This is a genomic window from Paenarthrobacter sp. 10L412 (assembly GCF_056395565.1).
Window position 1 is genome coordinate 228557 of sequence record NZ_JBFTJT010000005.1, and the last position, 13665, is coordinate 242221.

Genomic DNA, 13665 nt, shown 5'->3' on the forward strand with positions numbered 1-13665 from the left:
TTAAAATGTCAGTCCCTATAGGTAGGTTTCACTTGTGACTGTTACAACTGCCCTGTATCGAAGGTATCGCCCGGACTCTTTCGCGGACGTTATCGGGCAGGAACACGTCACCGAGCCCCTGATGACGGCCCTGCGGAAGAACCGCGTGAACCACGCGTACCTCTTCTCCGGCCCCCGCGGCTGCGGCAAGACCACCTCCGCGCGCATCCTGGCCCGTTGCCTTAACTGCGCCGAGGGACCCACCGACACCCCCTGCGGCAAATGCCCCAGCTGCATCGAACTCGCACGCGGCGGCTCCGGCTCCCTGGATGTCATCGAGATTGACGCCGCCAGCCACGGTGGTGTGGACGACGCCCGCGATCTCCGCGAGCGCGCAACTTTCGCCCCGGTGCGGGACCGCTACAAGATCTTCATTATCGACGAAGCCCACATGGTCACGTCGGCTGGCTTCAACGCGCTTCTGAAGATCGTCGAAGAGCCGCCGGAACACATCAAGTTCATCTTTGCCACCACGGAGCCGGACAAAGTCATCGGCACCATCCGCTCGCGCACGCACCACTACCCCTTCCGGCTGGTGCCGCCCGAGCCGCTCATGAAGTACCTTGAACTGCTCTGCCACCAGGAAAACGTTCCCGTGGCTCCGGGCGTGCTTTCGCTCGTCATCCGTGCCGGCGGCGGTTCCGTCCGCGATACCTTGTCCGTGCTGGACCAGCTCATGGCAGGCGCCGGACCCAACGGTCTCGACTACGAGCTCGCCGTCGCGCTTCTCGGCTACACGCACGCTTCCTTGCTGGACGACGTCGTGGACGCCGTCGCGGCCGCCGATGCCGCAACTGTCTTCCGCGCCGTTGACCGAGTCATCCAGACCGGGCATGATCCTCGCCGCTTCGTGGAAGACCTGCTGGAGCGCTTCCGGGACCTCATCATCGTCCAGGCCATGCCTGAGAGTGCACAGGCCATCCTCCGCGGCGTGCCTGAGGACCAGATTGCCCGGATGCGCAACCAGGCCACGAACCTGGGCGCTGCGGAGCTTTCCCGCGCTGCGGACGTCACCAACACGGCGCTCACGGAAATGACCGGAGCCACCTCCCCGCGGCTTCACTTGGAACTTCTCTGCGCGCGGATCCTGCTGCCCAGCTCCGAGGAAACAGAACGGGGCATTGCCGCCCGGATCGACCGCGTGGAGCGTCGCCTGAATTACGCTGGCGACGCCGGAATCCCGGCTGCCGCTTCCGGCACACCTTCCGCCGCGGCTTCTTCACCGGCGGTTGCCCCCGTTGCCCAGTCCGCTCCCGCGCAAGCACCGGCGGCAGCTGTATCGGTCCCGGCAGCCGCTCCAGCATCTGCACCTGCACCTGCACCAGTTCAGGCACCCGCACCTGCCTCTTCACCAGTTCAAGCACCTGTACCTGTGTCGGAAACGTCGTCTGCGCCCGTGTCGCGGGGGCCACTCTCCGCTCCGCGCGTCTCGACCAACGACTGGCCCGTGGACGAGTCGACGGCTGCACAGCGTCCTGTCCAGAATGCTCCCTCGACGAAGCCTGCCGCCGCGACGGCCCCTCCCGCCGCACCGCAACCGGCGCCGCAGACTGCACCCGCCTCGCAGACCACACCCGCTGCACAGACGGCGCCCGCTTCCCAGCCGGCCCCCGCGTCAAAGCAAGCTCCTGCCGCTGGTGGAGATGTCGAAGCTCTCCGTCGCGCTTGGCCCGAAGTCCTGCAGACGCTGACCAAGATCAAGCGCAGCACCTGGGCCTTGGTCGAACCGAATGCCCAGGTGGCACAGTTTGACGGTCAAGTGCTGACACTCGCCTTCACCACTGCTGGCCTTGCCGGCGCCTTTGGGCGCGCGGATCACTCCGAGAATCTTCGCCAGGCAATCCATAAGACCATCGGCATCGACTGCCAGATCGTCGCAGTGGCCGGCGGCAACAGCTCAGCGAGCTCTGAGCCAAACCCAAAAGCACCTACTAGCCGGGATCTTCCGGCGTCACCTGGCACCACAGCACCTTCGACATCACCATCAGTATCACTCTCGGCAGCGCCGGCCCCAAGCCCAGCGCCAGCTGTCCCGGTGCCGGACGTGCCAATGCCGGCCGCGTCTGCCCCTGCCCCGACCCCTGTTTCGTCGGTCGACTCTGCCTGGGGCTTGGCACCCGCTGGCCCTCAGGCAGCCGCACCGGTTCCCGCCGGGCCGGAGGCAGTCCCCGCCGTTGTGCACGCCCCGGCTCAGCAAGAACCCACGACGCCGGCACCCTCCGCTTCTGCTTCGGCAACGGGCGCGCCGCATAGGGAAGCCATGGTTCCCAGTGCTGCGCCAGAACCTGCCCAGTGGACGACGCCAGAACCCGCGCAGCAAGCCGCACCAGCACCTGCCTATCCAGAGACGCCAGCGCCGACCGCCCAAGCACCTGCAGCTGCAGAGACACGCGCGCCTGCTACCGCTTTGGAGCCGACTGGAGACTACTCCTACCCGGACGAGGATTGGGGTCCTCCGCTCGACGAAGATGCACCACCGCTGGACGAAGAACCGCCGATGGATTGGGAACCCTCACCCGCTTTTTCCGGTCCGAATACCACCCAGGCACAGGCTTTCTCGGAACGTCCGGCACAGTCCACGTCATCGGAACAAATCCCTGACCACCAAACCCCTGCGGAGCACACCCCCACATCGGCGGCGACTACAGCTGACAAAACCTCAGAAGCGGACGCTTCCCACGACCCCTGGTCCCGGGCAGTAGAACAAGCGCCGGGCACGTGGGTGGTCGGGACCGACTCCAACGTAGGCACCAAGCCAACGGCTGTGGTCGAGGCCGATGCGGATGGGTCGAGCACCCCCCACTACGAACCGGCCACGGCGCAAGCCCCGGACTGGCAGGCCCCGGCGGACAGGCAAGCCCCAGCGGCGCAAGCCCCAGCGGCGCAAGCAACGGCGGCGCAGGCCCCGACGAACACGGCTGACGCAGGAACCCCGACGTATGGCCACCCGACCAGCCCGGAGCAAACCGGCTCTTCGGGCTGGGACGTCGCTCCGGCGTCGAGCTGGCCCGGCACCATACCTGCCCAGGCGACCCAAGCGCCTGCCGCATGGCCCATCACAGCTACGGAAACCCAACACGCCAGTGGCTCCGTTGCGACGCTTGAGGAAGGCGCGCCGTCGGGCGGTCCTTCGGCCCGCCAGAGCCTTTACCAGCGCTTGACCAACAGCCCAGAAGCCCAGGCCGGGCGGGTGCAGGCGCCCGTGCGGACCCAGGCCCGGCCGGAGCCGGCACCTGAGGACATCCCCAGCCCGGAGGACGAGACGATCGAGGAATCGAGGGTCTTTGGGCGTGCTGCCGTGGAGCGTATTCTGGGCGGAAAGCTGATCGAAGAGCGCGCCTTGGATGGTTCTCCCCTGCAACCCCGCTGATGACAGCATTGATACCAAACAAACGAGGACATTTTGTACGAAGGTGCAGTTCAAGAGCTGATTGACGAGCTCGGCCGGCTTCCCGGTGTGGGCCCGAAATCGGCACAGCGCCTGGCGTTCCACATCCTTGAGGCCGATCCCGAGGACATGAAACGGCTCGTTACGGCCATCACCACGGTGAAGGAACGGGTCAAGTTCTGCACTGTGTGCGGCAACGTCACCGAGCAGGAAATGTGCAACATTTGTCGCGACCCGAGGCGGGATCCGTCGGTCATTTGCGTGGTTGAGGAATCCAAGGACGTTCTTGCTGTCGAGCGCACGCGCTCATTCCGCGGCCGATATCACGTGCTGGGTGGAGCCATCAATCCGATCGCCGGCATTGGCCCGGAGCAGTTGCGGATCCGCGAACTCCTCACACGCCTCAACGATGGCGCCATCCAGGAAATCATCATCGCTACGGATCCAAACCTTGAGGGCGAGGCCACGGCTACCTATTTGGCCCGCATGCTCAAATCGATCGGGATCACGGTCACGCGGTTGGCTTCCGGCCTGCCAGTGGGCGGGGACCTTGAGTACGCCGATGAAGTCACGCTTGGCCGGGCGTTTGAGGGCCGCCGGAACGCGCTGACATAAGGCGGCGTGAGGACAACCAGCGCCCTGGCAGGAGCACCAAGGCAGCGACCACTGCCTGAATCACGAGGCCGGTGAGGGCGATGGGCACCGGAGGCGCAAGCTGATCACTTGATTCCCCTCCGATACACGGAACATCACGGCTCGGTCCATCCGCTGCCCACTGCAGGCCGGACAACACCCATGCCAATTCATGCTCCCTGGGGAGCGCCTCCGCGGCGATGCTACCGAAGAGCAGGACGGGGTTGGAAGCTGCCAGCCAAGCAACCCGCTCTGTATGCGTCACTTCCACGGGGCGGAGACGCCCAACGCACTCGTATGCTGTGATCCGTCCGTTGTCGTCCCGCTCCACGTTGATGGGCACTGACGCTTGGTCCATCACGACGGTCCCGGGCAGCAGCGCAATGGTGGCTGCTACATTGCCCAGGCACAGGAACGCCACCGGCGCAGCAGCCAGGGCAACACCTGCCGCCGTTCGGCCAGAGCATGCGCGGGCACCGGCACCTATGAGTCCAAACAACACAATTTCAAGGACAACAACCACGACGCCGGCACCCGCCAACGCGATCGGCCCGCCGACGGCCACGCCCACCGCGAGCAGCACGATGCCGGATGGCACAGCGAAGACCGCCCCACGGAAGAATGCGGCGAACAGCACGCCGAAGAATGTTCGACCTAATTGACGGAAGCCCCACATTGCCCCGAGGAGTGCCGAAACGACTGCCATCAATCCGGCCATCAAAATGTAGATGGCGCTTGGCAGGCTCGATTCGAACCATCCGTTGGCTTCGCCGAAGGCGACCACAGTTGCGGCCATCGCCCAGGCGAGCATCAGGGCGCATGCGCAGGCCAACCAGAACCACCACGATCGCAAGGACGTGCGGCAGTCATCCCAAGCCTCCCGCACAGCGGCTCCAAGGATGTCAGCGATCCCAGGTTGATGGTTCAGCCTGTGTTCACTGCCCGCGGTCCCGTCATGCCGCGGAAACCGGTCGTCGATGACGCCGCCGCCGATCACTTCGTATTCCGAATCGCTGCGCGCTGGCCCGGGATCGTCCGGGTCCTCAGGAACCCAGGCCATGGCACCACGCAATGCTCATAAAAGGGATCGTACGCCCGTGGACCTGCTGCCGAAACGCCTGTGTGGCCGCCATGTGGTCACAATTCCTGTGGGGAGACAACACGGCGATAAACTGGCCAAATAAGCTACGCAGGCGTGCTCAAATTTGGAATTTGGAGTTTGGCATGCCGCGTTCGAACCCTATTGATGCAGTGAGGGTGCGCGCATGACTATGCCCACTACCGAAGTGAAGATCGAAGAGCTCTCCGACGGAGCTGCCATTACCAAGCAGCTGATCGTTCAGAAGTTCGGCGGTTCCTCGGTTGCCGATGCTGATGGCATCAAGCGGGTCGCTCAGCGTGTTGTGGATGCGCAGAAGGCCGGCAACGAGGTTGTGGTTGTTGTTTCCGCCATGGGAGACACCACCGACGAACTCCTGGACCTCGCAGGACAGGTGACGGACTCCGCTCCTGCCCGCGAAATGGACATGCTCCTTTCCGCAGGAGAGCGAATTTCCATGGCACTGCTTGCTATGGCCATCAACAAGTTTGGCGCCTCGGCCCAGTCCTTCACGGGCTCCCAGGCAGGCATGATTACCGACGGCATCCACGGCAAGGCCCGGATTATCGACGTCGACCCCCACCGCATCCGCACCGCCCTGGACAAGGGACACATTGCGATCGTGGCGGGCTTCCAGGGCATGAGCCGCAGCACCAACGAGATCACGACGCTGGGCCGTGGCGGCTCGGACACTACGGCCGTTGCTTTGGCTGCAGCGCTTGAAGCCGATGTTTGCGAAATCTACACCGACGTGGACGGCATCTACACCGCCGACCCCCGCGTTGTGTCCTCCGCCCAGAAGATCGACCGCATCTCCAGCGAAGAAATGCTGGAACTCGCTGCTTCGGGCGCCAAGATCCTGCACCTGCGGTGCGTGGAGTATGCCCGCCGTTTCGGCGTGCCGCTGCACGTCCGTTCCTCATTCAGCCAGCACGAAGGCACGTGGGTCATCCCGAGCGCCGATGAAAAGTTCACGATTCAAGAGGGAGTTGCCTTGGAGCAGCCAATCATCTCCGGCGTTGCACACGACCGGTCCGAAGCCAAGGTCACCGTTGTAGGTGTGCCGGACATTCCGGGCAAGGCCGCTGCGATCTTCCAGGTGATCGCGGATGCGCACTCGAACATCGACATGATCGTGCAGAACGTGTCCACCCACGGCACGGGCCGCACGGACATCTCGTTCACCCTCCCAATCGTTGAGGGCGCCGATGCTTTGGCAGCCCTGCGTGCCGCTGAAGGCCAGATCGGCTTCGAGAGCATCGAATACAACGAGCACGTTGGCAAGCTGTCCCTGATCGGCGCTGGGATGCGTTCACACCCCGGCGTTTCGGCAACGTTCTTCAAGGCCCTCTCCGATGCCGGCATCAACATCGACATGATCTCCACGTCGGAAATCCGCATCTCCGTGGTTACCAGCGCAGATGCCCTGGATGACGCCGTCCGCGCCATCCACGCCGCGTTCGAGCTCGACGGCGACGCTGAAGCTACCGTTTATGGCGGCACCGGCCGCTAAGGTCACCGCGGTAAACGAACCAGACGACGGCGAGTACCGCCGTCGAGGTTTACCAGGAAGGATCGGGGCAAGCGCCCCGGTCCTTCCTTCGTTAGCCTCTGATACGCTCCGCCGGAGCCAGCAGGACGTCGATGAGCTGCCTTAGTCCCTCCGCCATGTCCACGTCTTTGTCATAGAGCCACTGCAACTGCAGGCCATCGAACGCCGCGACAACCAATCTGGACAGCATGCCCGCGTCGACGTCGCCCCGGACTTCACCGGTCTGCTGGCGTCGGGCAATGTCCTCGCTGATTCCCTGCACCACGTTTTCGTACCGCTCTTTGAAGTATCCGTGGGAGTCATGGCCGGGATCATTGGCTGTGGCGGATGCGACGGCGTACAGCGTAGTCAGCCCCGGCTCGTGCCGGTTCCGCTCGGCGATCGGGGGCATGAGGCTAAGGCCCACCTCCTCCTGGCCGGCCACAGCCATGGCCCGTCGGTCGCGCTCTGCCAGGACTGCGGTGAGGAGTTCCTGCTTGCCCTTGAAGTAGTGGAAAAGGGTGGCTTCCTTGACCCCAACGAGTTCCGCGACGCGCTTGAGCGCAGTCCCTTCGAATCCTTCGGTCGCAAAGACGTCGGTAGCCGTCTGGATGATTTGTTCGCGGCGTTCCGCACCCTTCGCATATTGACCGCGGGCCTTGGAAGTAGACATTGAGTCAGTCTATTTCACCCATCAAAAATCGAGTCGTCCTAGATTTATTTCCATAAAAACCTAGTCACACTAGATTTTTGTCGCTAAAGTCTCCTGATAAGACCCGACGGTGGGTCATTGAGTTCATCAGGAGTCAAGTACATGAACCCCACACTCTCCCAAGCAGTCCTGGCAACAGGCGTGCCCGATGCCGAAGATCGCATCCGGGAACTCGCACAGAGCCTGTCCCTGGAGCAGCAGATCCAACTCTTGACGGGAGCGGATGTCTGGTCCACCCGCGCCATCCCTGAAATTGGGCTCAGTCGCGTCGTCCTGTCCGACGGGCCCGCAGGCGTCCGCGGCGAAGACTTCGACGAGCGCCACGACTCAGTCTCCCTCCCGTCGTCGTCCGCCCTGTCCGCCACATGGAGCGTGGAAACCGCTCGCCGCTACGGGCAGGTTCTCGGCCAGGAGGCCCGCCGTAAGGGCGTCCACGCCGTACTCGGGCCCACCATCAACCTTCACCGTTCACCCCTGGGTGGACGTCATTTCGAGTGCATGAGCGAGGATCCGCGGCTCACAGCAACCATGGCCGCCGGGTACGTTGCGGGAGTGCAGTCCATGGGCGTGGGGGCGACTCCCAAGCACTACCTGGCCAACGAGGCCGAGACGGAGCGCTTCACTTCCGACTCGGTAGTGGACGAACGCCCGCTGCGGGAGCTCTACCTCGCAGCGTTCGAAGACGCCATCACGGAGGCGCGGGCCTGGCTGGTCATGAGCTCGTACAACTCCATCAACGGCACCACGGCGAGCGAAAACAAGCTGCTTGAGACCCCGCTCTCCACGGAATGGGGCTTCGAAGGCGTCGTGGTTTCCGACTGGACGGGAGTGCGTTCCGTTGAGGCCGCAAACGCCCACCAGGATCTGGAAATGCCGGGGCCTGTAGGTCATTGGGGACCCAATCTTCTGGCCGCCGTCAACGATGGCCGAGTCAGCAGGGAGGCCATCCTGGAAAAGGTCACCCGTATCCTGCGACTCGCTGCCCGCGTCGGCTCCCTCGAAGGCTTCGAGCCCGCGGTCATCGGGCTCCCCGCCAAACTGGACGGGGCCGCCGTCGCGCGTGAAGTTGCCGTCCGCGGCGCCGTGTTGGTCCGCAACGAAGGCGGCATCCTGCCGCTGGACGCCGCCACGCTGAACAGCGTTGCGGTGATTGGCCACAATGCGGCAGAGGCCCGGACGCAAGGCGGCGGAAGCGCCACGGTGATGCCCAAGTACACCGTCTCGCCACTGGAGGGCCTGCGTAATGCACTGCCCGACGGCGTCCGTGTCACCTACGCGCGCGGCGCCAAGGTGGCCGAGGGCCTCCAGGCGTTCTCCCGGACTTCACTGCACAACCCGGTCTCCAACGTCCCGGGGATCCGCGTGACGTTCCTCGCGGAGGACGGCACAGAGATTTCGGGCGAAGACCGCCTCGCCTCACATTTGATCTGGTTCGGCATCGGCATTCCGGAAGGCGCCGCCATCATCCGGATGGAAACCGACTGGACGGCCGATTCGGCAGGTATCCACCATCTTGGAGTGGGCACTGTGGGGCACATCCGTCTCTCATTGAATGGAGCCGAAGTCTTCAACGATGAGATCCAGGACGACACCGACGTCCTGGGTGCTGCACTCTTCGATCCGCCCAAGACTGTTCACGCAATCGAGGCCGCGGCCGGCCAGAGCGTGCGAATCGAGGCCGAATACCGCCTCCCCAAGGAACAGATCATCCCGTTCACGGCAATCCTGCTGGGCGAAGAAACGGTAGTGGCTGATCCCCAGGCGGAGATCGACGCCGCGGTGGAAGTCGCCCGTGCTTCCGATGCAGCTGTTGTGGTCGTTGGAACCAATGCAGCCATCGAATCCGAGGGCTTTGACCGTAAGGACCTGGACCTCCCCGGGTTCCAGAACGAACTCGTTGAGGCTGTCGCCGCAGTCAACCCACGCACGGTGGTGGTTGTGAACTCCGGTTCACCGGTGGTGATGCCGTGGCTCGAAAAGGTAAACGCAGTGCTCCTGGGTTGGTTCGGTGGACAGGAGTTCGGCAGCGCGATTGCAGACATCCTGCTTGGCGCCGAGGAACCTGGCGGCCGGCTCCCTACAACGTGGCCGGCAGCCCTTGAAGATGTCCCGGTCCTGAACACCACTCCCGTGGACGGCAAAGTGGTCTACTCCGAGGGAATTCATGTGGGGTACCGCGCTTGGCTCAAGCAGCAGGGCGCTGGCGGCCCTGCTCCGGCGCTGCCTTTCGGCTTCGGACTCGGGTATACGACCTTCGAGTTCGGCACCGCCCACGCGCCACAGTCGGTCACGGCCGGCAACGATGTGCTTGTGCACGTCCCGGTGAAGAACACCGGCACGCGCACGGGACGTGAAGTTGTTCAGGTCTACCTCGAGCGCACCGATTCCGCCGTGGAACGTCCGGTCCGTTGGCTGGCAGGCTACGCAGGAACCCACCTTGCTCCAGCGGGGACTGACAGCGTTGAAGTCCGCATCCCGGCAAAGGCTTTTGCGCACTACGACGGCGGCTGGCAGTTTGAGCGTGGAACCTTCCGGCTGCTGGTGGGTCGCCACGTTTCGGACAGCTTCCAGACTCTGGACATCGAGGTGCGGTAATAATAGAGGGCAATTGGCGCGGCGTGGCGGCCTTTTTTGGGCCGCCACGCACGTGGTTTTCGCCACAAGCGCCGTATCTGGGGTATGGTATGGAATTTTCATGGCATGCTGTACGTTGCATACCCGGTAACCCCCTAACACGAAGAGGCATCAAAAAGTGGCAGCCGACTACGACGAACTCCGTACCGATGTAAAAGAGAACCAGGAGCAGTCCCTCCAGGCGCTCCAGTCCGCCAGCGCCCCCACGGCCAAGAGCGTGGTTCTTGAACTCGACGAAACTGACGGCCTGGACGCCAACGGTCCCGGCGGCGAAATCGTCGCTGAAGAACTCATCATCCAGGTCATCCCCCAGGCAAACGACGAGTTCACTTGTAACTCGTGCTTCCTGGTCCGCCACCGTTCGCAGATTGCCCGCGAAAAGGATGGCGTCGCCTACTGCACTGACTGCGAAGGCTAAAGACGACCACCACCCCGGCGGAACATGAATCGTCAGGGAGTGCCGCCGTCGGGATTCATTGCGGAAGGACCGGAGCACAAGCTCCGGTCCTTCCGCAATTAACTACTTGTCGCCCGTTTCCTGCCTGCCCTCCTTATCGGGCTCGGACTTATCGGGCTCGGACAGTCGCTCCTCGTCGGTGTATTCAGGTGCAACCACAGGGGAAAGAGCATCACCAAGGAGACCGGCGGCCTCCCTGCCATCCTCTGGAGCAGGACGGTCCGGCGACTTGTCGTCCTCCAGTGGAGTGTCCGTCATAGCCCGCCTCCTTGTCCGCCGATCATCTTCTGGCGCCGATGGTTGCTCACCCTGAGTTGAAGAATCCGCGCACCGCCGGCAAGCGCCACCAGCACGCCTCCTCCAACAGCTGCGATGAACAGCGTGGTTCCGAGGGCGAGCACCCCTTCCAATCCGAAGAACCGGACGGTGACCATGTCCTGGTTCTGAACGAAGAACACGATCAACAGGACCAACACCACCAGGCCCACAGCTACGGCCACCCAGATCGCAGCAGTTCGTGTGGGCCGGGAACTGCCCGGTGCCACCCGCCGCTGTGTGTGTTCCGCCCGTCCAGAACCTCCCCGGGCCATTGCGGCATCATCTTGAGCGCTCATTGACAGTCCCCTCATTTCCCAGAACGTATGTGTGCCCATCACATGTCCGTGCACTCATATAATAAGCATGCTTATAAGTGGCTCAACAGTGGGCGGGCAGGAAGGACCGGAATAAGGAAGGACCGGAGTTCGCGGTCCGGTCCTTCGGTCTATGGATGCCGTTGTTACTGACGGTCACAGTTACTGGTGGTCACACGCTGTAGTCAGTTGAAGTTGGCCCGGGATCGTTGTTCCGGACAGCGTAGTGATGACCTTCCGAATCGGTCTCAACGTCGAAATTCTTCAAGTCTTCCTCGGAAGCCGTTTCGAAGTCGTCGTGTTTGTGCACAACAGGGGTGTCCGTGTCCCCATGGGTTGCTGGTCCGAAGACGGACTGCAGCCGCTCGGTCACGTGCTGAAAGTTTTCCAACTTGCGTCCCATGTTCTTCCACCTCCTTTCAACGGGAGAGAGAAAAGCGGCAGGACGGCGCATGCCGTACCAGTACGCATATTTTACGCCCGCGGGGCGGAAAAGGAGCGACCGTCTGGCGCCTGAAATGGCGGGACCAGGGCTGCCAAGGAGGCCAGAACGCATTCCACTGCGGCCTCCAGTGGCGATTCCAAGGGAACCGCAATGTGGGGTTCATCCACGCGCGGGGGCTCCAAGGTGGCTTCTTGGGATGTCAGGAGCGACGCCGTCCTGTATTCGTGTTGGCGTTGGATCAGCCGCTCGGCGATGGTCCCAGCGGATCCGTCGAGGTAGATAAAGACGAGGCTGGGAACCTGGCTCCTTATTGGTCCCTGATCTACGGACGGTGTGGAGTGATTCCGGATCTGAGGCTGCTTGGCTGGAAACTCTCTGTGTTTGGATCGGTGCGTGGCGCAATGCGGACTCCTGCGGCCGCAAACGAATACTAAAAAATGGCCAAGCCTGACTCTATGGCGCCGTATCGCAGCGAAGTTCCCGAGATCGTTGGACGGTCGCCCAGCCTGACAGACTCCTGACCATTTTGTCTCAAGGAGGCCGGAACATAGCTCTTTTGCGTCGTACTCAGGTCGAGCGTGCGAACCTCACCAAATCCATGGCACAAGGAAGTTGCACTCGAGCGCCTCTTACACTTTCAGCTTTACGAAATCTCCGTTATCGGCCAATTTAAAATAGGCGGGGAGTAGCTAAACAAGAGGACCCAAGCCAGCGGTGCTTTATGGCCGATTGGTGGTTGGCGCAGGCTGCAAGTCGAAGACGAGAACGCTACTCTCCTGATCGCTGTTCGTGATGAAGGACTGAAAGCGTGGCGCATCGGGTCATACAGCGCCGGATTAGTGATGAATGGTTCGCCGACGTAATAGTTTCGGTCACCCTGTGAGGCGAAGGAGACTATGTAGGCCTGATGGAATCCCTGACCTAGTCCTTCGGGGCTGTTCTGTGGCCCCGACTCGATACTCCGGATGTAGGGGCGTCCATTCCGCTTGGATGTTTGGAGCTCGTGGAACTTTCGCTCGATTTTCTGTAAGTCCTTTCCGTCGATGTCCTCTCGCTAGCGGAACACCACGATGTGCCGGATAGTTCCGGGCTCATAGTCAGGGCTTGTCAGCGTTATTTCGCGTTGCTTTTCAGCATCATCCGTCATGTGTGTCCTGTTCGTCTGTTTCTTTTAGGCGGGAGGGTGTTCCTTCCCTGCCTGGGTTAGTGAAGCTAGGTCTGTCCGGGCAGAAGTGTGCCGGCCAGGGCGCAGTTGCTTACTCTGCGCTGTGCCATTCCTCCCGGCCGGCAGTGGAGTCGAAGGATCCTGCGGCGGAGAACGGGTACTGATGTCTTGTGGGGTCGCGGCAGGACAGAGCTGTTCAGCCGAACCAGTAACGGAAGCGTTCAGGCGACAAATTTCAGGTGGACGTTCAAGGTGCGGCAGTGCGTGCGGAGTCCACGCGTTCCAGCCATCTCTGTGTCTCGAGCGCGACTTCCTCGATGCTCTTTCCGGTCCAGCGGGAGATTGTGATGTTCACCTGCGCCTGGAAATTACTGACAAGGTCAAGGTCGGGATTGAGCAGCCACTGGAGCTCCATTCCGTCCATCAGTGCGATCAAAGAGCGCGACTCCAGATCGATTGCGTCATCGGGAAGCGGCAGGATGTCGCCGGCGTCCCGGGCAATGCTCAACTGCCGTTTGAAACCATGGAGCGAATCTTCGTAGCGCTTGACGATAAAGTGGCGGGCCGGATGGTCTGGGTTTGAGGCCTCAGTACTTAGGGTCAGAAAAAGTTCGATGAACCCGCGGTGCGTCGTGTGGTAGCGCATGAGCGGAATCAGGGCCCGGATGTGTTCAAGACCTGTATGGGGCCCCTGCCAACGGGACGACTCTTCCTGCCAGTGGCGCAAAACCGCTATCAGCAACCCTTCCTTGCTGCCGAAGTAGCGGATTAGAGCCGCTCCGGTTACGCCAACTTCCTCGGCTATGTGACGCAATGAGCCCGCGTGATACCCATGCCTGGCGAATATGCGTGCAGCAGCGTCGACGATTTCCTGGCGCCGTTGGAGCCCCTTTTTATACGGGCCTCGGCTCATGAGTGAAGCTGACATAC

12 protein-coding genes are annotated in these 13665 nt (G+C 62.4%); 5 read left to right on the plus strand and 7 right to left on the minus strand.

Annotation, left to right across the window (positions count from 1 at the left end; all coding sequences use genetic code 11):
• Positions 1–34 precede the first annotated feature (34 nt).
• Positions 35–3409 (plus strand): DNA polymerase III subunit gamma and tau, encoded by a 3375-nt coding sequence (locus AC1DD7_RS07715; RefSeq protein ID WP_477514481.1) that lies wholly within the window; start codon positions 35–37, stop codon positions 3407–3409.
• Between the two features lie 33 nt (positions 3410–3442).
• Positions 3443–4042: a recombination mediator RecR gene (recR, locus tag AC1DD7_RS07720; protein WP_216921891.1), complete on the plus strand. Its 600-nt coding sequence runs from the start codon at positions 3443–3445 to the stop codon at positions 4040–4042.
• Here recR and AC1DD7_RS07725 read toward each other — a convergent pair.
• Positions 3996–5120 (minus strand): hypothetical protein, encoded by a 1125-nt coding sequence (locus AC1DD7_RS07725; RefSeq protein WP_477514482.1) that lies wholly within the window; start codon positions 5118–5120, stop codon positions 3996–3998. The two genes, recR and AC1DD7_RS07725, sit on opposite strands and share 47 nt — an antisense overlap.
• A gap of 205 nt (positions 5121–5325) precedes the next feature.
• Here AC1DD7_RS07725 and AC1DD7_RS07730 point away from each other — a divergent pair, with 205 nt between their 5' ends.
• Positions 5326–6672 carry an aspartate kinase gene (locus AC1DD7_RS07730; protein ID WP_477514483.1) on the plus strand — a complete coding sequence of 449 codons (1347 nt, stop codon included), beginning with the start codon at positions 5326–5328 and terminating at the stop codon, positions 6670–6672.
• A 91-nt stretch (positions 6673–6763) separates the two neighbouring features.
• Here the strand turns inward: AC1DD7_RS07730 and AC1DD7_RS07735 are convergent, their stop codons facing one another.
• Complete coding sequence (locus tag AC1DD7_RS07735) at positions 6764–7363, minus strand: TetR/AcrR family transcriptional regulator (protein WP_477514484.1); 600 nt, start codon at positions 7361–7363, stop codon at positions 6764–6766.
• A 141-nt stretch (positions 7364–7504) separates the two neighbouring features.
• On the opposite strand from AC1DD7_RS07735, the gene AC1DD7_RS07740 reads away from it, so the two are divergent.
• Both AC1DD7_RS07740 and AC1DD7_RS07745 read left to right on the plus strand, forming a co-directional pair.
• Positions 7505–9997: a beta-glucosidase gene (locus AC1DD7_RS07740; protein ID WP_477514485.1), complete on the plus strand. Its 2493-nt coding sequence runs from the start codon at positions 7505–7507 to the stop codon at positions 9995–9997.
• A 157-nt stretch (positions 9998–10154) separates the two neighbouring features.
• Positions 10155–10454 (plus strand): DUF4193 domain-containing protein, encoded by a 300-nt coding sequence (locus AC1DD7_RS07745; protein ID WP_216921958.1) that lies wholly within the window; start codon positions 10155–10157, stop codon positions 10452–10454.
• A 102-nt stretch (positions 10455–10556) separates the two neighbouring features.
• Here the strand turns inward: AC1DD7_RS07745 and AC1DD7_RS07750 are convergent, their stop codons facing one another.
• The 5 genes from AC1DD7_RS07750 to AC1DD7_RS07770 form a co-directional block, all read right to left on the minus strand.
• A complete protein-coding gene (locus tag AC1DD7_RS07750) occupies positions 10557–10751 on the minus strand; it encodes a hypothetical protein (RefSeq protein ID WP_477514486.1) in 195 nt (64 codons plus the stop codon).
• Entirely contained in the window at positions 10748–11107 is a 360-nt protein-coding gene (locus AC1DD7_RS07755; protein ID WP_477514487.1) for a LapA family protein, read from the minus strand. Before AC1DD7_RS07755 ends, AC1DD7_RS07750 begins: the two co-directional genes overlap by 4 nt.
• Before the next feature lie 190 nt (positions 11108–11297).
• The gene (locus AC1DD7_RS07760) at positions 11298–11528 is read right to left on the minus strand and encodes a hypothetical protein (RefSeq protein ID WP_477514488.1); all 231 of its coding nucleotides are present in this window, start codon (positions 11526–11528) and stop codon (positions 11298–11300) included.
• Positions 11529–12213: 685 nt separating this feature from the next.
• A complete protein-coding gene (locus AC1DD7_RS07765; protein ID WP_477514535.1) occupies positions 12214–12615 on the minus strand; it encodes a Dabb family protein in 402 nt (133 codons plus the stop codon).
• Between the two features lie 367 nt (positions 12616–12982).
• The gene (locus AC1DD7_RS07770) at positions 12983–13663 is read right to left on the minus strand and encodes a TetR/AcrR family transcriptional regulator (RefSeq protein WP_477514489.1); all 681 of its coding nucleotides are present in this window, start codon (positions 13661–13663) and stop codon (positions 12983–12985) included.
• Positions 13664–13665 lie beyond the last annotated feature (2 nt).

Bases quoted from the DNA above. Each gene is read 5' to 3' on its own strand.
- AC1DD7_RS07725 (WP_477514482.1), bottom strand. From the start codon at position 5,120: ATGGCCTGGGTTCCTGAGGACCCGGACGATCCCGGGCCAGCGCGCAGC.
- AC1DD7_RS07730 (WP_477514483.1), top strand. From the start codon at position 5,326: ATGACTATGCCCACTACCGAAGTGAAGATCGAAGAGCTCTCCGACGGA.
- AC1DD7_RS07735 (WP_477514484.1), bottom strand. From the start codon at position 7,363: ATGTCTACTTCCAAGGCCCGCGGTCAATATGCGAAGGGTGCGGAACGC.
- AC1DD7_RS07740 (WP_477514485.1), top strand. From the start codon at position 7,505: ATGAACCCCACACTCTCCCAAGCAGTCCTGGCAACAGGCGTGCCCGAT.
- AC1DD7_RS07750 (WP_477514486.1), bottom strand. From the start codon at position 10,751: ATGACGGACACTCCACTGGAGGACGACAAGTCGCCGGACCGTCCTGCT.
- AC1DD7_RS07755 (WP_477514487.1), bottom strand. From the start codon at position 11,107: ATGAGCGCTCAAGATGATGCCGCAATGGCCCGGGGAGGTTCTGGACGG.
- AC1DD7_RS07760 (WP_477514488.1), bottom strand. From the start codon at position 11,528: ATGGGACGCAAGTTGGAAAACTTTCAGCACGTGACCGAGCGGCTGCAG.
- AC1DD7_RS07770 (WP_477514489.1), bottom strand. From the start codon at position 13,663: ATGTCAGCTTCACTCATGAGCCGAGGCCCGTATAAAAAGGGGCTCCAA.